This window comes from Nostoc sp. CHAB 5836 (assembly GCF_020829445.1).
GTDB lineage: Bacteria > Cyanobacteriota > Cyanobacteriia > Cyanobacteriales > Nostocaceae > Nostoc.
The window spans coordinates 1-24,975 of record NZ_JAIVFV010000003.1; the positions used below are offsets into that span (position 1 = coordinate 1).

Below are 24,975 nucleotides of genomic sequence, written 5' to 3' on the forward strand. Positions count from 1 at the left end.
AAGGTTATGATGCATTTGTCAATATATCTATAGAGTGAAAATTCTGCCAAAAACTGTGATAGAAAACATTGTTTTTGGGTTAGCGATCGCCTAATCTTTGTCTTCATTGTTAATCTTTATACTGAAATCTTGGTACGAAGCTTAGTTTTATACCTTACTCCTTATTTAATTTCCAGCATAATTTCTGGTTGACAAAAGCGATGTTATTTTAAATTGTCACCAATGAGGGTGTAGGCATTTTTGAGTATTGGTGTGTGCCTGGTAATTTATGTTTTGACCACGATCGCATTTTGCGGGATTATTGGCGATATCGGCATTATGGGATACGTCCAAGGTTGGGGTAAGAAGGACAAACCGCCTTCGCGCAGCGTCTCGTAGAGAAGACGCCAAGGACGCCAAGGGAGAGAGGAGAAGAATATCTGTGACACAAAGTTTTTGTGATTATACTGTGTCAGTGGTATTTAAAGGTGCATTATGGATGCTGAGTCGTTGTTGGAGAAATACGCCGAAGGACAACGGAATTTTCGTTCAGAAAATTTGAGTGAAGAAAATCTCAAAGGTGCAGACCTCAGTGAAATAGACTTAGATAATGCAAATTTGGCTGGAGCCGATTTAAGTGGGCCAAACTTAACGCAAGCAAAACTTAATAGTACAAATCTTACTAAAGCGTCTCTAACAAATACAAAGTTGAATTCGGTGAGTGCTTCTTCAGCAATTTTTGCTTGGACAGACCTTAATGGTGCTGACTTAAGTTGGTCAAATCTAAGTAACACTAATTTAAATTATGCAAACTTAGAACAGGCAAAACTGACAGGTGTCAACTTAAGTAGTGCAAAATTAATCTATGCGAATTTAGATACAGCAAATTTAAGTGGAGCAAATCTTAGTAGTGCAGACCTGACTGCGGCTTACTTAGCTGAAGCTAATCTCAGTAAAGCTAATCTAACTAAGGCAGATTTGGGTCAGGCGTACTTAGTTGGAGCAAATTTAACTCTGGCAAACTTAACTGAGGCAATATTGCAAAGTGCTAAACTTCAAGGGGCCAGATTTCATAGAGCGAATCTGAACGAAGTTGATCTCTCAGGCATGAATTTGGCTGATATAGATTTCACAGCAGCATCTCTTCAAAGTACAAACCTTACAAAAGCATTATTCCAAGGAGCAAATTTACAAAAAGCAAATTTGCGATGGGCAAATTTAATCCAGGCAAATTTAGATGGAGCAAATTTGAGAAGGGTTGATTTAACTGGGGCAAATATCTATGGGGCAACCTTTAAAGATGCAGACCTAACTGGTGCGATAATGCCAGATGGAGAGGTCTACAAGCCGATCGCCTCTGAGGTGGAAATCGGTAAACAGGAAACATCGTTAGAGAAAGTAATATCTATGACTCGTAAAGTAATTAATACTGATAACGCACCCGCTCCAGTCGGCCCTTATAATCAAGCGATCGCAGCTTCTGGTCAATTTGTATTCGTAGCTGGACAAATTGCCATCGATCCTCGTCTTGGTGATGTCGTCTACACTGATGATGTCAAAAAGCAAACTGAGCAGGTAATTGCTAATCTTGAAGCCATCCTCACAGCAGCCGGTGCGACTTTTCAAGATGTGGTGAAAACTACTGTATTTTTAGCTGATATGAATGATTTTGCGGCGGTGAATGCCGTTTATGCTAAATATTTCCCGGAAGATACAGCCCCAGCACGGGCCTGTGTCCAGGTATCGCGCTTACCTAAAGATGTGTTGGTAGAGATTGATGCGATCGCTATGATTTCTGCTTGATTCAGCCATTGTCAGCATAAACGATAAAATCGCAGTTATTGTAGGATAAAAATAAATTGCCTCTGCCCTAACTATGCCTTCTTACTCGCTTTGGCGTTTGACATCTCCCCCTTTAGAAAACGGCGATCGCCTGACCCGCTTTGAATTTGAGCGGCGCTACAGTGCGATGCCAAAACTAAAAAAAGCCGAATTGATTGAAGGAACTGTCTACATGGCTTCACCTCTGCGGTTTGAACCACATGCTGAACCTCACGGTGACTTGATGGGCTGGTTATGGACTTACAAGATTGCGACCCCAGGAGTGCGTCTTGGTGATAACCCAACCGTTCGCCTTGACTTGGACAATGAACCCCAACCCGACGCGGTGTTATTGATTGATGCTCAATCAGGTGGGCAATCGCACCTCAGCCAAGATGGGTATGTGGAGGGAGCGCCAGAACTAGTTGCAGAAATTGCTGCCAGTAGTGCCACGGTCGATCTGGGTGACAAAAAGCGTGCTTATCGGCGGAATGGTATACAGGAGTACCTTGTGTGGCAGGTGTTTGAGCAGCGCATTGATTGGTTCCACTTAGAAGCAGGAGAGTATATAAATCTGCACCCTGATCTGACAGGTGTGATTCACAGCCAAATCTTTCCAGGATTGTGGTTAGATCAATCTGCCTTGCTGGCGGGTGATATGCAACAGGTGTTAACCGTATTGCAAGCAGGGTTGAATTCTGTCGAACATCAAGCCTTTGTGCAGCAGTTAGCCCAAGCAATTCAATCAGATGGATAAGTTCAAAGGCTGGATAGTACTTTGATAACTTTAAAAAAAACGGGCAACTTGACAGCAAAAACCGGGTAGTAATGGGGATGTGAGTTCATCCTCAGATAGCAATGTTCCTACCAACCTAAGTTGTCCCATATCCCGACGATAGACCTCAATCTGCTGGAGTCGCCAGTTAACAATCCAATATTCTAGGACACCCTTAAGAGAATATAACCGCAGTTTTACCTCGCGATCGCGGCGCTCATTTTGGCTACCCAAAGAAAGGACTTCCACAACTAAATCAGGTGCAGCAGTAAAGTGTCCTGATTCATCGACAATTGCAGCTAGGCGTTCTTGCTTGACCCATACCACATCGGGAATCACATCATCTATATCAGAGAAGACTACACCCGGTGCAAAAAAAGGCTTACCCAGATTAGTTTCTTCTGACCAAAAGAATAATCGGGCATAAATACAACCACCAGAATCTTGATGACCTAGATGTGGAGCGCGAGTCACAAACAATTCTCCATCAACGATTTCGTAACGCTTCCATTCCCTGTCAGGAAATAATTCTAAATCGGCACTAGTCCAACGAATTTGATTTGAGGTGGTCTGAGTCACGTCGCTTCGCTCCGAATTCAAAATTCAAATTCAAAATTCAAAATTAACAATCCCCATACTTCGACAAGCTCACTAACCATAAAATTAGTAATTATTCGGTCATTCCCAGTCTCAGACTGGGAACAATACTAACTCCCAACTCCCAACTCCCAACTCCCAACTCCTAACTCCCAACTCCCAACTCCCAACTCCTAACTCCCAACTCCCAACTCCCAACTCCCAACTCCCAACTCCCAACTCCCAACTCCCAACTCCCAACTCCCAACTCCCAACTCCCAACTCCCAACTCCCAACTCCTAACTCCTAACTTTTTACCCCTTTCCCGCCACCACCGAGTTTTTAACCAAAAGCTTCACTGCTGCTTGATATTGCAAATCAGCTTCAGTGCCAATCTGTTCGCGGTTAATGGCTGCTTGGGAAATCACCTGATCAGGCTTAATACCTAATTTGTTAATATCCCGATGTTGAGGAGTTTCATACTTAGCAATTGTCACTGCCAAGCCAGAACCATCTGATAATTCAAACAAGGATTGAATTAAGCCTTTGCCAAAGGTGGTTTCGCCTACTAACTGGGCACGACCATTGTCTTGGAGTGCGCCGGCGAGAATCTCACTGGCACTAGCAGTTCCTTGATTCACCAAAATCACCAGAGGATCCTTCGTCAGGGCTGGCCCAAGGGCTTCAAAACTACCCTGAATGCCTTGTCGGTTAACAGTATAAACGATTATGCCAGAGTCTAACCAAAGACGGGCGATTTCAATTCCTGATTGCAATAACCCCCCAGGATTATTTCGCAAATCCAGAATGTAGGCAGCAGCGCCTTTTTTCTCTAGACTAGAAATAGCGTGTGCTAATTCTGTTGAGGCGTTGGCATTAAATTGAGTGAGGCGAAGGTAGCCAATGGGTCTACCCTCCGTGGAAACACGCAATTCGGAGATTACAGGGTTAAGAGCAATGCGATCGCGTGTCAGTCTAATTTCCGTTTCTGCCTCTCCGTCCCGTTCAATGAGGAGAGTCACAAGGCTGCCACTCGGGCCGCGCATTCTGGTAGCAGCTTCATCAAGAGTGAGGTTTTCTGTAGAAACGCCTTCAATTTTGATAATGCGATCGCGTGGTCTAATCCCCGCTTTATCTGCTGGCGAACCTGCGATGGGAGCCACTACTTCCAATTTCCCAGTCTCAGGATTCAAAGCAATTTGCAATCCTACTCCAGTCAGTTCCCCAGAAGTATTGACCTGTAAGCTGCGGTATTGTTCTGGATCTAAAAAGCGGGTAAAAGGATCGTCGAGGCTCTTGAGCATCTTCCCAATTGCCGTATAAGCAGCATTTGAGTCACTGAGCGGCTTCTCCAGAACCTTCTGCCGGACTGCTGCCCAGTTTTGATGATTAAACGTCTCATCTAAATAAGTGCGATTAACAATTCGCCAAACTTCCGAAACCAGCTTTTGTTCCGTCGTCAAAGCCAGGGCCGGCTGTGTCAGCGTGCCCAACGCTAACCAAAATGCCATTAACAATGAAAATCCAACCCGAAAGACTTGTTTGTTCATGAACCCCATTATCAATTCCACCTCAACCCAAATTGCCTAGAAATGCCCACTTCCCCTGTTGTTGATGAAATCTATCTCTCGATTATGTTACTTTTTTTATAGAAGTGGTGCATTTTTCTCATCAAGTTGTTCAGTCAACTGATGCATCGTATCCACTCACCAAAGGATAAAATCTACTTTGTGTCCACCATTTTCAATGTAGGGGCGTAAAGAGATCGCAATATATCCCTTCTTTACAGAGTGTAAAGTTTCTGAAGTCTCTTAGCACGCCAAAAGCTGAAAAGCTTTCCAAAAAACTCTCCTTTACTAAAATCCCAAAATTGCTAATTGGGAGAGAAGTCTGAACCAAGGCTTTTGCCGATTCAGAACTTCACGATTTATCAACCGCAACCGACTTTTAGGAACTTGAGATTGTATGGCCAACGTTTCCGACTGGTTTGAGGAACGCCTGGAGATTCAGGCACTCGCGGAAGACGTCACTAGTAAGTACGTCCCTCCCCACGTCAATATCTTCTACTGTCTGGGTGGAATTACCCTGGTTTGCTTTCTCATCCAGTTTGCCACTGGATTTGCGATGACGTTCTACTACAGACCAACAGTCACCGAAGCTTTCTCCTCAGTGGAGTACATCATGAATGAAGTCAACTTCGGTTGGCTAATTCGCTCTATCCATCGCTGGTCTGCGAGCATGATGGTGTTGATGATGATTTTACACACCTTCCGGGTTTACCTGACTGGTGGTTTCAAAAAACCCCGCGAATTAACCTGGATAAGTGGTGTCATCCTAGCTGTGATTACCGTTTCCTTCGGAGTCACCGGCTATTCCCTACCTTGGGATCAAGTTGGCTACTGGGCTGTGAAAATCGTTAGCGGTGTACCAGAAGCAATTCCTGTGGTTGGCGTTCTGATTTCCGACTTGCTGCGCGGCGGTTCTAGTGTTGGTCAAGCAACACTAACTCGTTACTACAGCGCACACACCTTTGTATTGCCTTGGTTGATTGCAGTCTTCATGCTGTTTCACTTCTTGATGATCCGCAAGCAAGGCATTTCCGGGCCTTTGTAATCTCAGCTATTAGCCAAAGGCAACATTTGTCAGTTTTCAGATGATGTTGTTTGTTCTAAACTTATGAAACACAAGAAATTAATTGCCCATAAGTTCTAAAAAACAAATACTTGTATCTGGGGCTGAAAGCTGTAGAAAACCTCCAGGCGGCTGACCGGAGATAGATTACTGCCGCACGTTGGTTGCCTAGTAGCTGATAACTTTCACAAATGCTTTAATTTAACTTAAGCAGGAGAGCACATTTCAAAATGTCAACACAAAAAAAACCTGACCTGAGCGATCCTCAGTTAAGAGCCAAACTCGCTAAAGGCATGGGCCACAACTACTACGGTGAACCCGCTTGGCCTAATGACTTACTTTACGTCTTCCCAATCGTGATCATGGGTTCCTTCGCTGCGATTGTGGCTCTAGCTGTGCTAGATCCCGCAATGACCGGTGAACCAGCAAATCCTTTCGCCACACCATTGGAAATTTTGCCGGAGTGGTATTTGTATCCAGTCTTCCAGATTTTGCGATCGCTTCCTAACAAACTTTTAGGAGTGTTAGCAATGGGTTCCGTACCAGTGGGACTAATCCTCGTTCCTTTTATTGAGAACGTTAATAAGTTCCAAAACCCATTCCGCCGTCCAGTTGCAACCACAGTGTTCCTCTTTGGTACCCTTGTTACCGTGTGGCTAGGTATTGGTGCTGCCTTGCCATTGGATAAATCTTTGACCTTGGGACTATTCTAAATTAGTCACCGCAAAGTACTTTGACGCCTGTGAGTTTCAAAAGCAGATGCAAATGTGCTTTTGAAAACAATCAACAGGCGTCAATTTTAACAAGAAATAATTCAGGAGTCATAATTTACCGAAAAACGTTTGGACGTTCTGCGAAGCTCAGTTGAGCCGCGATCTTCAATCAGTGGGAGATTCAGTCCCCGCACTGATAGCGCAGCCTCAACTCTTGGAGAGGCTACGCCAACGAGTCCGCGAGCATCTTGATTCTGAATTCCCTATTTTTCTTCAATAGCTTAGATGACATCTGGGATCTGAAGTTTTGGATGGAAAAGCTATTCAAAATCTCAAATCACTAAAAGTTAATAGATACAAACATTTTTCATTTACTTAACGTAAGTTGCTAGTTACAACCCTCGAAATGCCAAAATCGTTCATGTTTTGTATTTTGGTACGCAAAATATGTCAATTTAGATTTTTTTATGTCAGAGAAATTTTGCGAAAAGCGCAAAATTTAATAACTAGCAACTTGCGCTTACTTGTATTAAAGTCACAGTTAATGTTTAGCATAGTGCAGCAAGACCATCTGACGGTTAAGAGCGAACTCAGGCTCCTAAACCAGGTGCAAGAATGGTTTGAGCAATTTTGTCTGCAACACTTATCTCAACTAGGCTGGTCAAAAACCCAACTTGATCGCCTTAATTTAGCATTAGCAGAAGGCTTTACCAACGCTGTTCGTCACGCTCATCATGCTTTACCGCCGGAAACAACCATTGAGATTAATGTTTATCTGTGGATTGACCGACTAGAAATTAGAATTTGGGATTATGGAAAACCTTTCAATCCTGATGCGATCGCAGAGCCAGCCCCAGGGACTCTACAAGTAGGGGGGTATGGATGGTTTCTCCTGCGACGGTTAGCAGACCGTGTTGTGTACGAACGTGGTGCAGATGGTAGAAATTGCCTTCTGATCGTCAAATACTCTGTAGAAGCACAAAAGTAAAGTTGAGCTACTTACTTTAAAACAAAAGCATAAGCAGAAGCAGTTTCTGCTCCAAAACCTAGTTACTTGATTGATAAAAGTATACTCATTTCCAGCAATATTTGAATTGGAGTAATGTGTTTATTGCGTGAAATTGCTTAGTTATTAGCATTTTTTTGTCAAACATAAAATAATATTTTTGTATAAAAAGAATTAGTGAATACAGTAAAGATAGCATTCGAGTTACACTAGATCCCTTGTTAAGATTTGTCAGCAGTGTTGAGAGCCTAAATTTTTGTCCTCCAACAAGTGCCATTTAGTCCTTAAAGAGATAGAGAGACTAGGCGACAGATATGATTAAAACAGCCCTAATTACAGGAATAACTGGTCAAGATGGCTACTATCTCAGCCATTTGCTCCTCAACCGTGGTTATCGAGTTGTAGGATTAGTACCTCCCCATCGACAACCTAATTTGACAAAGCTAGGAACACTGGCAAATCAGGTAGAAATTTTTACGGTTGACTTGAGGGATCATGCGGCGCTGTTAACCGCAGTTGAACAACTGCGTCCCCAAGAAATTTACAATTTGGCAGCTCCCAGTTTTGTACCCGACTCCTGGAACGACCCATTGGGAACTCTGGATTTGATAACTGGTACGGCTACCAGGCTTTTAGAAGCAGTACGACAAGTTGGTTTGTCTACCAGATTTTATCAAGCCAGCAGTTCGGAAATGTTTGGCGATGTATTTATTTCGCCGCAAGATGAAGAAACGTCTTTTCGTCCCAAAAATCCCTATGCTGCGGCGAAGATGCACGCCCACTGGACGATGGTGCATCACAGACAGCGCTACGGACTATTTGCCTGTAGTGGAATCTTATATAATCATGAGTCTCCTCTACGCGCACCTCAGTTTGTCACGCGAAAAGTTTCTTTGGCGGCCGCATCGATTAAATTGGGTTTAACTGACACCTTAGAAATCGGTAATCTAGATGCCAAACGCGATTGGGGTTTTGCCGGGGATTACGCAGAGGCAATGTGGTTAATGCTGCAAGTGGACGAACCGGAAGAATATGTGATTGGCACTGGCAAATTGCACAGTGTTAGGGATTTAGTTGCCACAGCCTTTGAGTCTGTCGGATTAGATTGGACGCAGTATGTAGTCATAAATACTAGCTTATTGCGACAAGATGAGCATTTTCAACTAGTAGCTAATCCCAGTAAAGCTAAAACAAATCTCGGCTGGGAACCCCAAGTGAGCTTTGAAGAACTTTTAGAAAAAATGGTAAAAACAGATTTAGAGCGGTTACAAAGCGGTGCGATCGCGCCCTTCCCGCAAGTGTTAATAACCTAACATGAACATTACTACAGTGACAGAAAAACTCAAGTTAGGTGATCAGGTTAACAAAAAAACTAACCATGTATTCGTGTTTTTAGAAATTTTTGCTCACGAAGGTGGTATTCAATCATATATAAAAGATATTTTTCGCGCCTATCTGGGATTGAGCCAAGCCTACAAGGCGGAAGTTTTTTTGCTGCGAGATAGTCCTGATAGCTTAAATACCTTTGAAGACGAGAAGTTAAAATTTCATTACTTTAAAAATCAGTCTCCCCAAATAGGAAGACTACAAATGGCAGCAGCTTTACTTAAGTGTCTGTTGCAAAGCCGTCCGCAGCAAGTTTTCTGCGGTCATATTAACTTAGGAGTATTAGTACAAACTCTTTGTCAGCCTTTGGGGATTCCTTACACCGTACTAACTTACGGCAAAGAAGTCTGGGAACCGCTCAAAAATCAAGAACGTCGCGCCCTGATATCAGCAGATGGAATTTGGACAATTAGTCGCTACAGCCGCGATCGCGCTTGTGTTGCTAATAGTCTAAACCCAAAAATGGTACAGATGATGCCTTGTGCAATTGATGGGGACAAATTCACTCCTGGTTGCAAGCAGCCAGAATTAATCCAGAAGTATGGCTTAACTGGTGGTAAAGTGTTAATGACAGTAGCGCGGTTATGGTCAGGAGATATTTACAAAGGTGTAGATGTCACAATTCGAGCATTACCACAAATCGCTGAAGTTTTTCCAGAAGTGAAATATTTGGTAATAGGTCGCGGTGATGACCAACCACGATTGGCGCAGCTAGCTGCATATTTAGGCGTGAGCGATCGCATCGTGTTTGCTGGTTTTGTTGCCACAGAAGAATTAATGGAACATTACCGCCTTGCTGATGCCTATATTATGCCTTCGCAAGAGGGCTTTGGCATTGTTTATCTGGAAGCAATGGCTTGTGGAGTGCCGGTGTTATCCGGTGACAATGATGGCTCTGCTGACCCCTTGCAAGATGGTAAACTGGGATGGCGAGTACCACACCGCAGTCCTGATGCTGTAGCAGCAGCTTGTATAGAAATGCTTCAAGGGGATGACCAGCGATGTAATGGAAAGTGGCTGCGAGAACAAGCGATCGCTCTATTTGGTATAGATGCCTTTCAACAGCAGTTGCAAAAAATGCTTCAATCCTCAGCAATGAAGTCCAAATGACAAACGACAAATGACAAATGACTAAAATCGCTATCCTAGAAGGAGAGCAGGACGAAATTTAAAAAATGAGCTTTAAGTCATTTCAATTGAATCTTTTAAATCTCCGCCCTTGGCTTACCCTGCTGGCAGTTGTTTGGTTGCTGGCATCACTGGGCTTGGGTTGGTTAGTTAATTCGTTGCTAATTATTGTCGGGTTGCTGTTTTTGGCACCCATTGTGGCTTTCTTTGGCTTTCGTTGGTGGCTGCAACGCAACTTGGTTGCCGATCAGTGTCCCGTCTGTGGATATGAATTTACGGGTTTAAATAACAGTCAGTTACAGTGTCCTAGCTGTGGAGAGTCGCTGTTAGTACAAAATAGTCATTTTCGGCGCTTCACACCAGAAGGCACAATTGATGTTACTGCTGTCGAAGTTCCAGCTAAATCACTGGAAGATTAGTTATTAGTCATTAGTAAAAGACAAATGACTAATGACTATCTATTTATTTTGTTGCGAGATTGAGAGGGTGTAGTTATACTGCTGCTGGGATAGTTCGCCCACATACAGCGAGTATTTTCCTGCCTGCCAGTAACCAGAAAGTTCTGGCTTGCTTCCAGAGTAGCTATCTGGCATTACGCAAAAGCGCCCCCCTGGCCCGTCAATCAATAGCGTTGGCTTCCCTTGACTCTCCACTGTTAATCGCAAGTAAGGTAGTGACTCTGTAACCTGGATAACTTGATTAGGTTCAGTGGTAATATTGCCACAATTACTTTTGACAGTTCCCCCAGACTTTCCATTCAAAACCAGTGGATCTGGTTGAAAATTCTGATTAATTTGGATTGTTGGTGTCTGTGCCCAATTCACCTCAGTGAAAACCAAACTCATCGCCAAAGCTGTGGGAACAATTGCAAGTAGCCGAAGCGTTTTCATTTTAATTAATGCTCCAGATTTTTTTAGAGCAATATTGTTATACAGTCTGGTTTAATTGACGACAGCAATCCATCTTGGTTCCAAAGGCTGTCGTATAAAGTAATACCATTAATTTAAGGATTATTTGTAAAGATTTGATGGGTGTGTGTAGAGACGTTGCAATGCAACGTCTCTACAATTAATGTCTGGAAAGCAACAAGAAAAAACATAATTTTTCCTTGTGCAGAAAGGTATTATAGGAATCCGGTTTGATTTTTGAACAACATTAAGTATTTGTAGGGTGCGTTAGCGCAGAAAGTACGGCACCATTCTTAAGGATTCGGTGCGTTACGCGAAACGCTAACGCACCCTACGTATCTGTTCAGAAATCAAATAGTAGTCCTATAGATGCACAGACATTAGTTAAAATCACTATGACAACCACCAAAAATAAGATTTGGTTGGTCTGTTGTTGAATAAGTATGCTAACTGAGGTAGAAAAAATTGATGAATCCTCAACCAGAAAAAGACTTACAGCGTCGCCTCGACCAGCTAGAGGCTGAGATTAATTCCCCACCTGGGGTGGTTCCACAAGCAAAAGAACAAATGCCTCAGTCTATTTTTGCCAACTTGAACTTGCAACTGGAGCGATTTAAGATTTGGTTCAACAGCTTATCTGGGGCGAAAAAACTAGTAGTTTCAGGTGTGACGGTACTAGTAGGCTTGGCGATGCTACAAGCAGTGTTTAAACTAGTTGCATCTGTAATCACTCTGGCACTTTTGGCGGTGTTAGTGTATGTTGGATACAAATTTTTTGTATCTGGTAGCTTTCAACGTAAGCAATAAGCTGATATGCATTTACTTTACACTCTGCCCGGAGTTATGAAAGTCAGGAGCCAAAATACAAACGGCTTCTGACTTACAAAAGCCTGTTTTACTTCAGAATTCTGACTCCTGTTAGCGCAGCTGGGCGTAGCCCATTCTAAGTTCTGCTGTATAACTTCTAAATCCTATTTCAATATGCTTTTCTGTTTGCTGATTAGCTGAGTTTATTTTAGGACTTACGCAAAATCATGAAAAAACGAACCGCAAACGCGAGTGCGTCTCCCCCTGGGAGAAGTACGCCAAGTACGCCAATAAATAAGAGTTGCAGAGAGTTTTTGCGTAAGTCCTGTATTTTAATTGTGCCGATCGCGGCGTAGAAATAATAAATAATATCAAAGGAAATTATCCGATGACATCACCAATTGTCAGGAGAAGTAATCAATCTGGTCAGTCAAAAGAACCGGAAAGAGCCAATTCGCCGTTGCTAGCAAGTAGGCGTTTTGCTGCTTGGGCAACTGAAATCATATTAGTGGTTACTAGTGGGTTGATTCCCTTCGGCATTGGTGTGTATGCCAATTCTAGAAGCGATCTGAATCGAGTACCGCTTAACCCTGTGCTGGTGGTAACAGAAAGAGCGATCGCTAGACCCCTGGCTCTACCTGTAAGTTATGGCATCCGTAACGTGGCATGGCCGACTAATATTTTGTGGACAATCGCTCTGTTAGCGCCTGTAACTCTCTCATGGTGGCAATTATATTTACTAGCTAAGACTGGTAGCACAATTGGGAAACGTTGGTTAAAAGTGCGGGTTGTCAACGAGCAAGGGAAGCCGCCCGGGTTGGGGGCAGTTGTCATTAGAGAAGGAGTTGGGCGTTGGACTGTACCCATTTCCATCGCCTATCTGCTATGGCGCTACAGCTTTGCTTTTCCGAATTTGGGATTATTCACATTTTTGTCATTGTTAATGATTGTGGGTGAAGGGATAGGCTTACCGTCGCGCCGGGGGCGTCGCGCACTCCACGATCAACTAGCAGGAACTTATACAGTAGATGCACTCTTAGCTAGCAACAGACAAGCTCACTCTACTGGCGGTAATGATCAAGCAGAAGAATGGCAAGAGGGAAACGAAGAATTAGCCCCAGATCAAACCAACCAGTCGCCGAATCTGTGGCGGCGAATACAGCAAAATCCTAATTTGACCCTGTTTGGGGTAGGGCTAACGAGTATGACTGCTGTGTTGGCAACTTTAATCGGCACTCAAGTATATATCCAAATTCAACAATCCCAGCGAGCAACCGAGAAAATCAACAGGCAACAATTCGACGAACTCCGCAACCAATTGATTCCCAACTCTGGGGCGACTAATGAGCAACGTCAAAGTGCAATTCTGGCTATGGGTGGTATTAATGACCCACAGTCCATTAAATTTCTGGCGGATTTATTAGTTAGCGAAACTAACCCCAGCCTCCTGGATACGATTCAACAAGCTTTGACAACTGTCGGGCCTCAAGCCATCCCCGAATTAAAAAATAAGAATCAGTTTTTGGTTAGCGAACTGGAGTCGGTGGGTAGCACTGCAACCCAAGAGCGGGAATTACGGCAAGGACGACTACAAAGAAACCAGCGAACGATTAACAAAATTCTCTCCGTTTATAGCGGGAAAATCCAGAGCGTTGACCTGAGTAGCACCCAATTAGGTCAAAGCGGTACTCCCGGAAGTTCTTTCTTCAACTTAGTGCTAGACAACCTTGATTTATCAGGAGTTAAGTTTAAATCTGCAAATCTTAACCAAGCCAGCTTTAAGGGTAGCCGCTTCCGGGGCGTGGGTGATGATGGACGTTGGGATACCTACGACGATGTAATGGCTGATTTAAGCCAAGCTCAGTTACAGCAAGCCAACCTTACTGATGCTAACCTCAGTCGCGTCTTGATGAACCGTACTGATTTGAGCCGCGCCACTCTTAACAGAGCCAACTTATCCAACGCCCGTCTATATGACGCTAAACTTAACAGCACCCAACTAGTGGGAGCCGATCTGCGAAACGCAGTTTTGGAAAAAGCTAGCTTGACTGGGGCTGATTTAGGCGATGCTAAATTGAATGAGGCCAATCTATATGCTGCCCGTTTAGGTCGCGCCACTGCGATCGGAACGCAATTATCTTTTGCCAACTTAAGTAACACTGATTGGCAAGGGGCTGATTTATCAGGAGCCTATTTGGATCGTGCTAATCTCAGCAATGCCAACCTCAGCGCCACTCGTTTAGCTGGTGCTGTTTTGCGTTCGGCTCAGATGGAAAACGTTAACTTGCAAAATGCTGACCTGAGTCTTGCCGATTTACGGGGAGCGAATGTCGCCGGAGCAGATTTTAAGGGAGCAATTCTCGCCCCTAGCAAACAAGATCCAGCAGATCAATTTGTCCAAACCCCAGATTTAGGCTCAGTGTCTGCCGTAGTCCAAGGTGTTGATTTTTCTCAAGCCAAAAATTTAGATACTAAGCAATTAGCATACATTTGTACTCAAGGAGGTATTCATCCCCGTTGCCCGTAGAATGGAATGGGGAATGGGGAGACTTTGACAAGCTCAGTGCATCTCTGGGAACTGGGAGATGAGGGAGATGAGGGAGATGAGGGAGATGAGGGAGATGAGGGAGTGAGGGAGATGAGGGAGATGAGGGAGATGAGGGAGATGAGGGAGTGAGGGAAGAAAAATAACTAATAACTAATGACTAATGACTAATGACTAATGACTAATGACTAATGACTAATGACTAATGACTAATTGGTGTGAGGAGTCGGTTATGAAGTATATTCCATATTTGATTTCAGCTTTGGGGGCTGGCTTGGTCTTGAGTCTGGCGAGTGTTAAACCAGCACAAGCTCAAGTAGCTTATGGCAGTTATATTGGTATAGGCCCCACTATTGGTATTACTGATGGTGTCCAATTTGGGGGGGTGATAGCTGGACGTTACAAGCTTTTGGAAGCGCCAATTTCGCTGCGTGCCCAAGTGTTAATTGGCAATAATACGGCAGTTGTGCCTACGGTTTCCTACGATTTTCCCCTCAACTGGCAAGCTGATGCTTACCTGGGTGCTGGGTTAGTGCTGGCTGGTGGTGGTGGTTCTTCTCCTGTGGGCGACAAAATTAGTTTTGCTTTACAACCGGGCATTGATTATATGATCCCAAATAGCAATACTGTGCTTTTTGGCAATGCCATTATCGCTTTTGATGCTTACCGTGATAGCGGTGGTACAGCTATCTCCGTACAAGGTGGTGTTGGTTTGAGATTTTAAGGGGCACGGGTAAAGAGTATATCTTTTCTTTAGAGGTAACTTGCCATAGTGTGATGTTTCGAGTTGCTGCGATCGCTAAAAGCTCACCATCTGGACTTAACTCATTTTACAAATCGGTTGCCGATGGACTGACAACAAATAAATTACCCAATCCTTCGCGCAGCGTACCTCGCTTTGCGTGACGCTAACGGCCCAAGCCGCATTTGACTTCTCTTTGTGACGCGCCAGGTGCTACACAGAGAAAGATTCTAAAACTGGGCTGACTCGGCTTTCGTTGAGTTGATGGACTACTAGAACCATCGCTATTTCTAAGAAGCGTTAAACTTCATTGCAAATTGAGAAGTTAGTCCAAACAACGTGATAGTTTTTGGTCATGAAGAGAGACAGCATAGGATTAACACAGGAGAACACAGTGGCAATGGAATCAAATTTCTTAAAGAATGCGGGCGCAGATGAAGTGAATCAAGATTTCAGTGAATATGTCGCCAACCTGCAACTTCACATGACTCTGCAAGCTCGCAATCTTGTTCCAACCCTGAAGCAAACACTAGTAGATAGTCGCCAGCAATTACTCCATCAAACCCAAGCCCACTTTGAAAAGCTAGTTTCTCGACAAGGGCTATAAAAATATACAAACTTTAATTAAAATTCCAATAAAATAAAGGCAGATGTTGTTGTGTCAATGCCAATGGTGTTCTCACAAGGTCTGCTTTTTCTGCTCTTTTAAGTGTTAAGTTACTAAAATCACCCTTTTGGTGCAATAGTAAAGGACAGAAAGTAGTTAAGATGATTGCAGTAGTCCCTTTGAAGAGCGGTTAGTTAAGGCTAAATGGCGGCTCGAATAAAAATGACTTCATTACTTCCCCGAAATCTAAGTGTTGTTATCCGACCAGTCCAATACCGTGATCTGGACGGGATTGAGCGCATAACTCAAGAGTCATTCGCAGCCCTCACTCCGAAGGGAGCAGGTTTTGCCATCAGCCAAATGCAAAGGCTGCGTCGCTGGTATGGATTACTGAAATTTTTGAGTTGGTTTCCTAACCCTCTCCAGTATCGCCTCTGTGCCTATGTAGCAGAGCAAGGGCGGATGCTTTTAGGGATGATTCAAGTGTCACCCTTTAACCGCACACGCAGCACTTGGCGGATTGATCAAGTGCTACTAGAGCCTGGTGTCGATAAACAAGGAATTGGCTCGCAACTTTTGCGTCATTGCTTTGAATCGATTTTGGAAGCTCGCACTTGGCTACTGGAAGTTAACATCAATGACATAGAAGCGCTGGCATTGTATCGACAAAATGGATTCCAGCGTCTAGCAGAAATGACCTACTGGGAAATTGGCCCAGAATTACTGGCTGAATTGGCACAAGCAGAGCCAGACTTGCCCAACCTGTTGCCCGTTAGTAATGCTGATGCCCAATTGCTATATCAACTAGATACGGCATCGATGCCACCTCTGGTACGTCAGGTTTTTGACCGCAACACCCGCGACTTTAAAACCAGTTTGTTTGGTGCTTTAACTGATGCAGTGAAGCAATGGCTGACTAAAACGGAAGTAGTCAGTGGTTACGTATTTGAACCGCAACGCAAAGCTGCCATCGGCTATTTTCACGTGCAACTTGACCGTAAGGGTGAAGTTCCCCATGTTGCAACGCTGACGGTTCATCCTGCTTACACCTGGCTGTATCCAGAATTACTATCTCAACTGGCTCGCATTGCTCAAGATTTTCCCCAGCAAGGGTTACAACTAGCCTCCTCAGACTATCAGGCAGAGCGAGAAGAGTATTTGGAGCAAATTGGGGCAAAACGCATAGAACATACATTAGTTATGTCTCGCTCTGTGTGGCACAAGCTACGGGAGTCGAAATTTGTTTCCCTAGAAGGAATTCAGTGGACTGATATGCTGCAAGGTTTACAACCGGCACGTAAACCTATACCAGGTGGGATGTCGTGGATACAACCAGGAAAATTGCCATCGTCCGAGAAACCACTGCCAAGTAAGTCAGAAACAATTAACTTTTCGGGAAAAAACTCTAGCATCGAAGCATTGCCAATTCCTGAATCAGTAGATGCACAGCAGGAGAATTAGTGTGATATCCCAAGAGCAACCAAAACCGTTTATTTCAGCGTTGGGACTAGATTTCGGTAGGAAGCGGATTGGAGTGGCTGGATGCGATCGCACGGGTTTAATTGCCACGGGAATCACCACTATTGAGCGTACATCTTTTGAGCAGGATGTCGAGCAAATCAGACAAATAGTTAATGAACGCGATGTGCAAGTTCTAGTTATGGGCTTGCCTTATTCAATGGATGGCTCACTAGGATTTCAGGCACGTCAAGTTCAGAAATTTACTATAAGACTTGCTAAAGCACTAAAACTGCCTGTGGAATATATGGATGAGCGATTAACTTCATTTCAAGCAGAGCAACTGCTGATAGCTGAAAACCGCTCTCCGTCACGCCATAAAGGTTTGATTGACCGCAAAGCAGCCGCTTTGATTTTGCAACAATGGCTGGATGTCAAGCGTGCCAGTTCTCGCAGTTCAGTGGCAGCGAATATTGATACCTTTTAACATGATATTCTGAAAACGATTAGCCAGCAGTTGTATCTACGTATAAAGCTATTTGGTTGACATCATATGTCATTAGTATAGTTAAGCGATTTCCAATATTGCTGGTATTTATTAAAATTCTACATTTGGCTATGTTTTCCTCTCCATTCTCTGAAGAAAATGATAACGCTCATACGGGTTCCATCACTTTAACCGATGACACAGGGCGATCGCTCGAATGTTACATAGAGCATTCCCTGGAGGTAGATGGACAAGAATACGTCTTACTTCTTCCTGTAGACTCACCTGTAGAAATTTTTTCTTGGGAAGGTGAGGATGAGGACGAAGAAGCTGTTCTGGTAGAAGACGACACCATCATCGAGCAAATTTTTCCTACTGCTCAAGCTGTATTGTCTGAGCAGAACCTAATATTGAAGAACACAGCCTATGCTTTGACAGTTGCAGGTGATTTACCGCCAGTTGAAGAATCAGAACTCTTCACCTTAGAAATCGAAGACCAAGGAGAAGATTTAGAGCCAGAGCAATTACAGCTACTCGCTAGCTTCTATGATGAAGATCAGGAGTATGCAATTTATACTCCCCTCGATCCTCTGTTGTTTTTTGCACGGATAGCGAAAACAGGTGAACCTGAATTACTGTCTCCAGAGGAGTTTCGCAAAGTGCAGCCTCTGTTAGAGGAACATCTTTTTAATGAAGTGGAATAAGATTAAAAATTCAAAATGTTACATTTTCATTTTGAATTTTTTAATTGATAATTTTTCATTTTAATCAAAATCTACTTAAACCTTTTACCATGTCTGATTGAATGTGGAATCCATGAAATATTGACACTAAATTGGGACAATTAGTATTGTTCAAAATTCGGGGAAAAGCATTTTTGTAGAAATTTTCAATCTAACATCATGTTGGATAAATTACGTTTCATTCCGGAAGAAGCTCAAAAAGCCAAAGCTGTGCTTGGTCTCCCCTCTTCCCTTACGGGGAGGGGTTAGGGTGGGATGTTAGAACTTCCAATCAGATAAAATCCCAAATTGGTATCAGGTGCGGAAAATGGCTTATAGCGACTTTACATTAACGTGAGTTCGACAAGTCTTGTTTGACCTCTTCCCCAGCCCCTCTCCGACGCACAGAGGGGAGTAAAAAGCTTAATTTTTCGTTACTCCTCCCTTTGCGTTTCCCAGAGGGAGGTTGGGAGGGAGAGGTTCATCGAACTCACGTTACATTAAGTAAATTTAAAAAGTCATTCAGCATCCGCATTGATGAAGAAACTGATTTATGTGCCAATATAGAACCTTTACAGGCAAGTGATCAACTCAAAAATTCTTTAGAAGAAACTACAGAATTGGCTTTAGCAATTAATACTGAAAAAGCCCGTTCAGAAATGATTATCACTCCGATGTTGTTGGAGGTGAGACGCAGGGCTAATTATCCAATTAGTTTATTTTCGGGAACAGATTTTGATGTAGATCCAGAAAAGGGTCTGAATGGATACTGTGATTTTATCATCAGTCGTTCTAAAGAGCAACTAACAATTAATGTGCCTGTGGTACTTATTATTGAAGCCAAAAATGAAAATATTAAAGGTGGATTAGGTCAATGTGCGGCAGCGATGTTAGCAGCACAATTGTTTAATCAACAAGAAGGAAATGAAATCAGAAAAATTTCCGGCGCGGTAACTACAGGGGATATTTGGAAGTTTTTGAAGTTAGAAGAAAACGATATAATATTTATTGATTTGAGTAATTATTACATCAAAGATATAGATTACAATGTTAGGTATTTTATCTCAAGGTGTTCAGGGAGATATCCCAGGATTGAGTTCGACTAACTAAACTATATTAAGTTATGCTCATTTGTCTGAACTATTTAAATTTGACTGTTGACTATGGTCTGGAACAATCTTTTACAGCCTGACTTGATTTTAGAGGGTTCAGTGTTGAACCTAACACCAGATATTATCCAACAATACGGGCTGAAGGGGCTGGTATTGGATGTAGACGAAACTTTAGTACCTTTTACAGTAGGGATAGCTTCGCCAGAACTACGACAGTGGGTAGACCAAATCCGCACGTGTACTGCACTGTGCTTGGTGAGTAACAACCTGAGTGAAGCACGAATTGGTGGAATTGCGCGATCGCTCAACTTACCTTACTATTTGGGTGCAGCCAAGCCTTCCCGACGTAAAATTAGGTCAGCACTGAGGGGAATGGATCTACCAGTGCATCAAGTGGGGATGGTAGGCGATCGCTTGTTTACCGATGTTATAGCAGGTAATCGCCTGGGGATGTTTACCATTCTAGTTGAACCGATTGTCCATGCAGACGCAGCCCTGCGCTCCCATCCTATCCGCAACTTTGAAGTTTGGATATCTGAAATTCTGGGAGCCTCTATTACCCCCAAGAAAAAGAAGATTCGCAAAAGTTAATAAATCGTCAGGAAAGTAAATCTAAAGAGATCATTAAGGAATCTTCATGTAATCAAAAAATCGGGGATCATAACTATTAATAACATGGGGTCAGCCAAATAAGACCCTAACTCATACTAAGTAAATATATACCCGTAAAGCGTCAGCCTTCACTATAGAGGGGTTGGCGCTTTACAATTGTTTTAGTCATTTGTTATTTGTCCTTTGTCATTTGTCCGTTGTCATTCGTCAGTTACTAGTGACCAATGACCAATGACTAATGACTAATGACTAATGACCAATGACTAATGACCAATGACTAAAACAATTGTTGTCAAAATCGGCACTTCTAGCTTAACCCAACCAGAAACGGGGCAATTAGCACTTTCGACGATCGCTACCTTGGCGGAAACACTCTGCCATTTAAAACGCCAAGGACACCGGGTGATTTTGGTTTCCTCTGGCGCTGTGGGCGTCGGTTGTGCGCGATTGGGCTTAACTGAACGTCCTAAAGCGATCGCACTGAAACAGGCTGTAGCAGCAGTTGGACAAGGCAGGTTAATTCGGATATACGATGATTTATTTACTACTCTGCAACAGGCGATCGCTCAAGTATTACTAACACGCAGTGACTTAGTACAGCGCAGCCGCTATCTCAATGCCTACAACACCTTTCAAGAACTACTGGGACTGGGAGTGATCCCCATAGTAAATGAAAATGATACTGTAGCAATAGACGAACTAAAATTTGGCGACAATGACACCCTTTCGGCATTGGTTGCCAGTTTAGTAGAAGCAGATTGGCTATTTTTACTCACCGATGTCGATCGGCTGTACTCAGCTGATCCGCGTTCCGTACCAGATGCACAACCGATCGCTGTAGTTAGTAGCATTAAAGAATTAGCAGAATTACAAATACAAACAGGTTCCCAAGGTTCTCCGTGGGGTACTGGTGGGATGGTGACAAAAATTTCGGCCGCGAGAATTGCGATCGCTGCGGGAGTGCGGACTGTAATTACCCAAGGGCGATTTCCCCGGAATATCGAAAAAATTATCCAAGGAGAAATGATTGGGACACATTTTGAACCGCAACCGGAACCAACTTCGGCGCGTAAACGTTGGATAGCTTACGGACTTGTACCAGCGGGGAAATTGTATTTAGATGAAGGTGCGATCGCGGCAATTTCTCTAGGGGGAAAATCCTTATTAGCTGCTGGAATTAAGGCAGTAGAAGGAGAATTTGACACCCAGAATGCTGTGCAATTGTGTGACAGCAACGGTAACGAAATTGCTAGAGGACTTGTAAATTACAAAAGCGATGAACTGCAAAAGATTCGCGGCTGTCATTCACGAGAAATTTCCACAATTTTAGGTTATGCCGGTGCTGAAACCGTGATTCATCGGGATAATTTGGTTTTGACTTAAAATGGAAATTAGATAAATTTTGTGACTACTAACTGAGAGAGTAAAAATATTATGACTCAAACCTTAGAAAATGCTGTTAACTTACCAGAAGAACAACGCTTCTTCAAACGTGGATTAAGTTGGGAACAGTTTAAAGCGATTCAAGCCAGCTTTGAAAATGTGTCAGGGGTGCGGCTATTTTATTGTCAGGGAGTTTTAGAAATTGTGACTATTGGTAAGCCTCACGAGGTGATTAAGTGTTTAATGGCTGGACTATTGATTACTTATTTTGAAGTCAAAGGCATTGAATTTTTCCCCAGTGGGAGTTTTAGCCAGATTATTCCTGAGATAGTAGAATATCAAGCTGACTTATCTTATTGCTTTGGAACCGATAAACCTGTACCAGACTTGTGCATTGAAGTAGTGATTACTAGCGGTAGTCCCATCAAATTACAGAAGTACAAATTAATGGGAGTCCCAGAAGTTTGGTTTTGGGAAGATGGCACAATAGAAGTTTACTGCTTGCGAGAGCAAGAATATGAGAAGGTTGTTAACAGTGAGTTGTTACCAGAATTAGATTTATCTCTGCTCAATCGTTGTATTTTGTTATCGTCTCCCTTGGAAGCTATTAGAGAGTTTCGCCAGGGTATTCAATAGTAATAGTATGTTAAAATATTAATTTTACTGTAATACTCATAATTCAAGAAAACAACAATCAAATCTGCTGAAAGATGACTAAGCAAAAATTAACGTTAGAAATTCCAGAATTTCTGTTTGAGCAATTGCATCACCTTGCTGAGTTAACAGGACAATCTATAGAATCCTTAGCATTGCAAAGCATGACAAGTAACTTACCTTGCTTAAGTGAAAAAGTACATGACCTCGATGAACTACTGTCACGAGTAACACCCGATAATTTACATGGTGAAATTGACAGTGGAAAGCCTGTAGGTTATGAAATATTCTGATTCTGAATTATACATACCGAAGCAGGGTGATATTATTTGGATAAACTTCACGCCTCAAATTGGACGTGAGCAAGCAGGTAGGCGTCCTGCTCTTGTCATCTCACCACTTAAATATAATCGTCAAGTTCGACTGGCTTTAGTATGTCCGATTACTACGAAAGTCAAGGGATATCCATTTGAAGTACCTGTTTCAGATGGTTTAGCAGTATCAGGAGTAGTGCTGGCAGATCAGGTGAAGTCTTTCGATTGGCAAGAAAGAAAAGCCGAGTTTGCTTGCAAAGCACCAGATGAAGTCATAGTTGAGGTAATTACTCTACTGAGAACTTTAATGCCTCTACCATAATAGAAGCGATCGCCACACCGCCCCACAATGGCGCGTCATCACCCAGCACCGCCGGCACAATTTCAAAATCAACTTCCGGTAAAGCCGTCTCCCGCGCCACTTGACGTACCACCCGCCAAAAATCCTCCCCCGCCTTCATCACCCCACCTCCCAACACAAAGCGCTGCGGATTCATCAAATTCGCCACATTGCCAATACCCACACCCAGCGCCCAAGCAGCCTTGTGCAAAACTTCCTTCGCCAAATCATCCCCAGCAGCCGCCGCCTCACTTACCAACTGTCCCGTCAGCAACGTTAAATCATTCCCCACCAAACCCCTCAAAACCTCTCCATCTCTGAGTCCTTTGCGCCTCTGCGGTTCGTTTTCCAAAATTTCCCTAACATTTTGCGCCATATAAGGCCCCGAAGCCAAACGTTCCACACATCCCCGCTTACCACACAAACAAACTGGCCCAGCAGGATCTACAACCATATGTCCAATTTCGCCAGCCATCCCACCAGCACCCCGCCAAGGCTTACCGTTGAGTATCCAACCACCACCCACACCAGTGCTGACAGTAATATAAAATAGGCTATCGTATCCCTGTCCAGCACCAAAACGATGTTCACCCAAAGCAGCAACATTAGCATCGTTATCTACACCAACAGGAACGCCAAACTCCTCCTCCAACAACCCTTTGAGAGCAATGTTTTCCCATCCAGCGACATGATGAGATAGTCGCACCGTCCCCGTAGAAGCGTCAACTGGGCCGCCAAAGCTGACACCGATCGCAGCAGGTTTTGTGTCTTGCAGCAGAGAGTAAATAAGCGATCGCATTATTTCCAAGTCAGTGCTAGCATCTGCATTCGCTGGCGAGAGACGACGTTCATAACGCAACCACTTTCTCGAACCAACATTTACCAATGCTGCCGCCAACTTAGTTCCGCCAAAATCGAGAGCTAAAATTAATGTCATTCACTCACTTTTTATTGAGTCCAGCACTTCGTCAATCAACTGTTGCAATCGTTCGTAATGTAAACCTTTCCAAGAAATGCGATCGCACATTTTCTAGCAGTTGATCAATAATGGATTGCTAGACCAAGTGGTTTTGTCAAATTAAATAAAGCTTTTAATGGATGGTTATAAAAGATTTTAATACAGATTAGACATCTGGTGAACAAGAATTGTTTTGACGTAGCACTGCTACGTCTCTCGTCTCTACAAGGGTTATGGGTAACGCATATTTAATTTCACCAGATGTCTATTAATCAATAAATTATGGCAAGATGTGGGTTAGTTAGCCGCATCAAAAATCTGTTGCGCGGTTAAATTTAATTGGGGAAAGGTAGGTGATGAAATTGTGGTGTTGCCTTGAAACGGCATCATTTGATATTCATCATCAACTAATTTGCATACGAAAATAGTCGGTTGCTTAGGATTGCCGATAAACTTTCTTGCACCCAATGCAGCATAATCAGCAATCCAATATTCAGGAATACCCATTTCCTCATAATCCCTAAATTTATTGTAGTAATCATCTCGCCAGTTAGTTGAAACAACTTCAATAACTATTGGAACCGATGCTGCAAGGCTTACTGTTGACTGTTTTTGAAAAAGCGGTTCATTGTCGAGATTATCAAGATTTAGCAGTAACACATCAGGCGAATAAGCGGATTCGGCAGTAGGAGTTTTGACTAATGCGGTTTTGGGTATGGTGTAGGAAAGGTTCAAGCGATCAAACTCGACAGTGAGCTTACGGGCTATAAATCCTACAACTTTTTCATGCGATCCTCTTGGGGGTGGCATTTCAACAATTACTCCCTGGTGCAATTCATAGCGTTTACCATCGTTAGGATACCAGTCGCTAAATTCATTGAAGGTGAGTAATTTGGGCAAGGCTTGGGTCATAATCTTACCTCCACATCTGTTTTACTTTCTCAAAATATTCACAATTTACGTTGGAATAATTCAATCTTAAGGCACTAAAAGCTTGCAATGGTGCCGTACTTTCTGCGCTAACACAACGCCAGTTCGCTCAAGTCGGGAAACCATGAAGGCAGTTCCTCATGGGGGGAACCCCCATGCGCTAAAGCCTCTCCCCTTCTCTCAAGGGGAGAGGCTACCGCCAAGGGAGAAGACCGGACTGCTTCACGAAACGACTGGCTCCCCTACGTGTATTTCAAAAATCAAATACTAGTCCTATATCTCAACTATGCAATGCCTGTTCACCTTGATGTAAGCAACGTCCTAGATGTAAAGAAGTCAGAAAGATTCTTAAATACTTGCATTTGTTATTGACTTCAGCTA

Annotated in this window: 27 protein-coding genes and 2 pseudogenes; 24 read left to right on the forward strand and 5 right to left on the reverse strand. The window is 43.3% G+C overall.

Going from position 1 to position 24,975, the window contains the following annotated elements; translation table 11 throughout:
* Positions 1 to 224: 224 nt before the first annotated feature.
* The 3 genes and pseudogenes from LC605_RS01060 to LC605_RS01070 all read left to right on the forward strand — a co-directional run.
* Positions 225 to 344 (forward strand): annotated as a pseudogene (locus LC605_RS01060) (NUDIX hydrolase); the annotation flags it as partial.
* Positions 345 to 474: 130 nt separating this feature from the next.
* A complete protein-coding gene (locus LC605_RS33230) occupies positions 475 to 1,782 on the forward strand; it encodes a Rid family detoxifying hydrolase (RefSeq protein ID WP_229545734.1) in 1,308 nt (435 codons plus the stop codon).
* 73 nt (positions 1,783 to 1,855) lie between these two features.
* Positions 1,856 to 2,557, forward strand: coding sequence for a Uma2 family endonuclease (locus tag LC605_RS01070; RefSeq protein ID WP_229545735.1), 702 nt, complete (start codon positions 1,856 to 1,858; stop codon positions 2,555 to 2,557).
* Positions 2,558 to 2,587: 30 nt separating this feature from the next.
* On the opposite strand, the gene LC605_RS01075 is transcribed toward LC605_RS01070, so the two are convergent.
* A complete protein-coding gene (locus LC605_RS01075; protein WP_229545736.1) occupies positions 2,588 to 3,154 on the reverse strand; it encodes a Uma2 family endonuclease in 567 nt (188 codons plus the stop codon).
* Positions 3,155 to 3,465: 311 nt separating this feature from the next.
* Positions 3,466 to 4,710, reverse strand: a complete 1,245-nt coding sequence (gene ctpA, locus LC605_RS01080) for a carboxyl-terminal processing protease CtpA (protein ID WP_229545737.1) — start codon at positions 4,708 to 4,710, stop codon at positions 3,466 to 3,468.
* A 406-nt stretch (positions 4,711 to 5,116) separates the two neighbouring features.
* Here ctpA and petB point away from each other — a divergent pair, with 406 nt between their 5' ends.
* From petB to LC605_RS01110, 6 genes are all read left to right on the forward strand, one after another.
* On the forward strand, positions 5,117 to 5,764 hold the full coding sequence (gene petB / locus LC605_RS01085; protein ID WP_094332660.1) for a cytochrome b6: 648 nt from the start codon (positions 5,117 to 5,119) through the stop codon (positions 5,762 to 5,764).
* 248 nt (positions 5,765 to 6,012) lie between these two features.
* Positions 6,013 to 6,495, forward strand: a complete 483-nt coding sequence (petD, locus tag LC605_RS01090; RefSeq protein ID WP_229545738.1) for a cytochrome b6-f complex subunit IV — start codon at positions 6,013 to 6,015, stop codon at positions 6,493 to 6,495.
* A gap of 544 nt (positions 6,496 to 7,039) precedes the next feature.
* Positions 7,040 to 7,483 (forward strand): anti-sigma regulatory factor, encoded by a 444-nt coding sequence (locus LC605_RS01095; RefSeq protein WP_229545739.1) that lies wholly within the window; start codon positions 7,040 to 7,042, stop codon positions 7,481 to 7,483.
* A gap of 332 nt (positions 7,484 to 7,815) precedes the next feature.
* On the forward strand, positions 7,816 to 8,814 hold the full coding sequence (locus LC605_RS01100) for a GDP-mannose 4,6-dehydratase (RefSeq protein ID WP_229545740.1): 999 nt from the start codon (positions 7,816 to 7,818) through the stop codon (positions 8,812 to 8,814).
* 1 nt (position 8,815) lies between these two features.
* Positions 8,816 to 9,997: a glycosyltransferase family 4 protein gene (locus LC605_RS01105; RefSeq protein ID WP_229545741.1), complete on the forward strand. Its 1,182-nt coding sequence runs from the start codon at positions 8,816 to 8,818 to the stop codon at positions 9,995 to 9,997.
* Between the two features lie 65 nt (positions 9,998 to 10,062).
* Entirely contained in the window at positions 10,063 to 10,434 is a 372-nt protein-coding gene (locus LC605_RS01110) for a hypothetical protein (protein ID WP_229545742.1), read from the forward strand.
* 39 nt (positions 10,435 to 10,473) lie between these two features.
* Here LC605_RS01110 and LC605_RS01115 read toward each other — a convergent pair whose 3' ends face one another.
* The gene (locus LC605_RS01115) at positions 10,474 to 10,905 is read right to left on the reverse strand and encodes a hypothetical protein (RefSeq protein WP_229545743.1); all 432 of its coding nucleotides are present in this window, start codon (positions 10,903 to 10,905) and stop codon (positions 10,474 to 10,476) included.
* A gap of 486 nt (positions 10,906 to 11,391) precedes the next feature.
* Here LC605_RS01115 and LC605_RS01120 point away from each other — a divergent pair, with 486 nt between their 5' ends.
* The 15 genes and pseudogenes from LC605_RS01120 to mazF all read left to right on the forward strand — a co-directional run bounded on the left by LC605_RS01120 (position 11,392) and on the right by mazF (position 22,688).
* Entirely contained in the window at positions 11,392 to 11,730 is a 339-nt protein-coding gene (locus LC605_RS01120; protein ID WP_229545744.1) for a hypothetical protein, read from the forward strand.
* Between the two features lie 388 nt (positions 11,731 to 12,118).
* Complete coding sequence (locus LC605_RS01125; protein ID WP_229545745.1) at positions 12,119 to 14,257, forward strand: pentapeptide repeat-containing protein; 2,139 nt, start codon at positions 12,119 to 12,121, stop codon at positions 14,255 to 14,257.
* 24 nt (positions 14,258 to 14,281) lie between these two features.
* Complete coding sequence (locus LC605_RS32715; protein WP_267868368.1) at positions 14,282 to 14,407, forward strand: hypothetical protein; 126 nt, start codon at positions 14,282 to 14,284, stop codon at positions 14,405 to 14,407.
* 100 nt (positions 14,408 to 14,507) lie between these two features.
* Entirely contained in the window at positions 14,508 to 14,999 is a 492-nt protein-coding gene (locus tag LC605_RS01130) for a hypothetical protein (RefSeq protein WP_229545746.1), read from the forward strand.
* Between the two features lie 50 nt (positions 15,000 to 15,049).
* The gene (locus LC605_RS32720; protein ID WP_267868369.1) at positions 15,050 to 15,181 is read left to right on the forward strand and encodes a hypothetical protein; all 132 of its coding nucleotides are present in this window, start codon (positions 15,050 to 15,052) and stop codon (positions 15,179 to 15,181) included.
* A gap of 236 nt (positions 15,182 to 15,417) precedes the next feature.
* Positions 15,418 to 15,624 (forward strand): hypothetical protein, encoded by a 207-nt coding sequence (locus tag LC605_RS01135; protein ID WP_229545747.1) that lies wholly within the window; start codon positions 15,418 to 15,420, stop codon positions 15,622 to 15,624.
* Positions 15,625 to 15,828: 204 nt separating this feature from the next.
* Positions 15,829 to 17,085, forward strand: a complete 1,257-nt coding sequence (locus tag LC605_RS01140) for a GNAT family N-acetyltransferase (protein WP_229545748.1) — start codon at positions 15,829 to 15,831, stop codon at positions 17,083 to 17,085.
* A 1-nt stretch (position 17,086) separates the two neighbouring features.
* On the forward strand, positions 17,087 to 17,569 hold the full coding sequence (ruvX, locus tag LC605_RS01145) for a Holliday junction resolvase RuvX (protein ID WP_229545749.1): 483 nt from the start codon (positions 17,087 to 17,089) through the stop codon (positions 17,567 to 17,569).
* Positions 17,570 to 17,700: 131 nt separating this feature from the next.
* Complete coding sequence (locus tag LC605_RS01150) at positions 17,701 to 18,273, forward strand: DUF3727 domain-containing protein (protein ID WP_229545750.1); 573 nt, start codon at positions 17,701 to 17,703, stop codon at positions 18,271 to 18,273.
* Between the two features lie 464 nt (positions 18,274 to 18,737).
* Positions 18,738 to 19,401: pseudogene (locus tag LC605_RS01155) on the forward strand (hypothetical protein).
* 53 nt (positions 19,402 to 19,454) lie between these two features.
* Positions 19,455 to 19,994 carry a YqeG family HAD IIIA-type phosphatase gene (locus LC605_RS01160; protein ID WP_229545751.1) on the forward strand — a complete coding sequence of 180 codons (540 nt, stop codon included), beginning with the start codon at positions 19,455 to 19,457 and terminating at the stop codon, positions 19,992 to 19,994.
* A gap of 294 nt (positions 19,995 to 20,288) precedes the next feature.
* A complete protein-coding gene (proB, locus tag LC605_RS01165) occupies positions 20,289 to 21,398 on the forward strand; it encodes a glutamate 5-kinase (RefSeq protein ID WP_229545752.1) in 1,110 nt (369 codons plus the stop codon).
* Between the two features lie 51 nt (positions 21,399 to 21,449).
* Complete coding sequence (locus LC605_RS01170) at positions 21,450 to 22,034, forward strand: Uma2 family endonuclease (protein WP_229545753.1); 585 nt, start codon at positions 21,450 to 21,452, stop codon at positions 22,032 to 22,034.
* A 74-nt stretch (positions 22,035 to 22,108) separates the two neighbouring features.
* Complete coding sequence (locus tag LC605_RS01175; protein ID WP_229545754.1) at positions 22,109 to 22,345, forward strand: hypothetical protein; 237 nt, start codon at positions 22,109 to 22,111, stop codon at positions 22,343 to 22,345.
* Positions 22,332 to 22,688, forward strand: coding sequence for an endoribonuclease MazF (gene mazF, locus LC605_RS01180; protein ID WP_229545755.1), 357 nt, complete (start codon positions 22,332 to 22,334; stop codon positions 22,686 to 22,688). The genes LC605_RS01175 and mazF overlap by 14 nt, the downstream gene beginning before the upstream one ends.
* Here mazF and LC605_RS01185 read toward each other — a convergent pair.
* Both LC605_RS01185 and LC605_RS01190 read right to left on the reverse strand, forming a co-directional pair.
* Entirely contained in the window at positions 22,654 to 23,643 is a 990-nt protein-coding gene (locus tag LC605_RS01185) for an ROK family protein (protein WP_229545756.1), read from the reverse strand. The genes mazF and LC605_RS01185 overlap by 35 nt on opposite strands.
* 318 nt (positions 23,644 to 23,961) lie before the next feature.
* Positions 23,962 to 24,576: a Uma2 family endonuclease gene (locus LC605_RS01190; RefSeq protein ID WP_229545757.1), complete on the reverse strand. Its 615-nt coding sequence runs from the start codon at positions 24,574 to 24,576 to the stop codon at positions 23,962 to 23,964.
* Between the last annotated feature and the right edge of the window lie 399 nt (positions 24,577 to 24,975).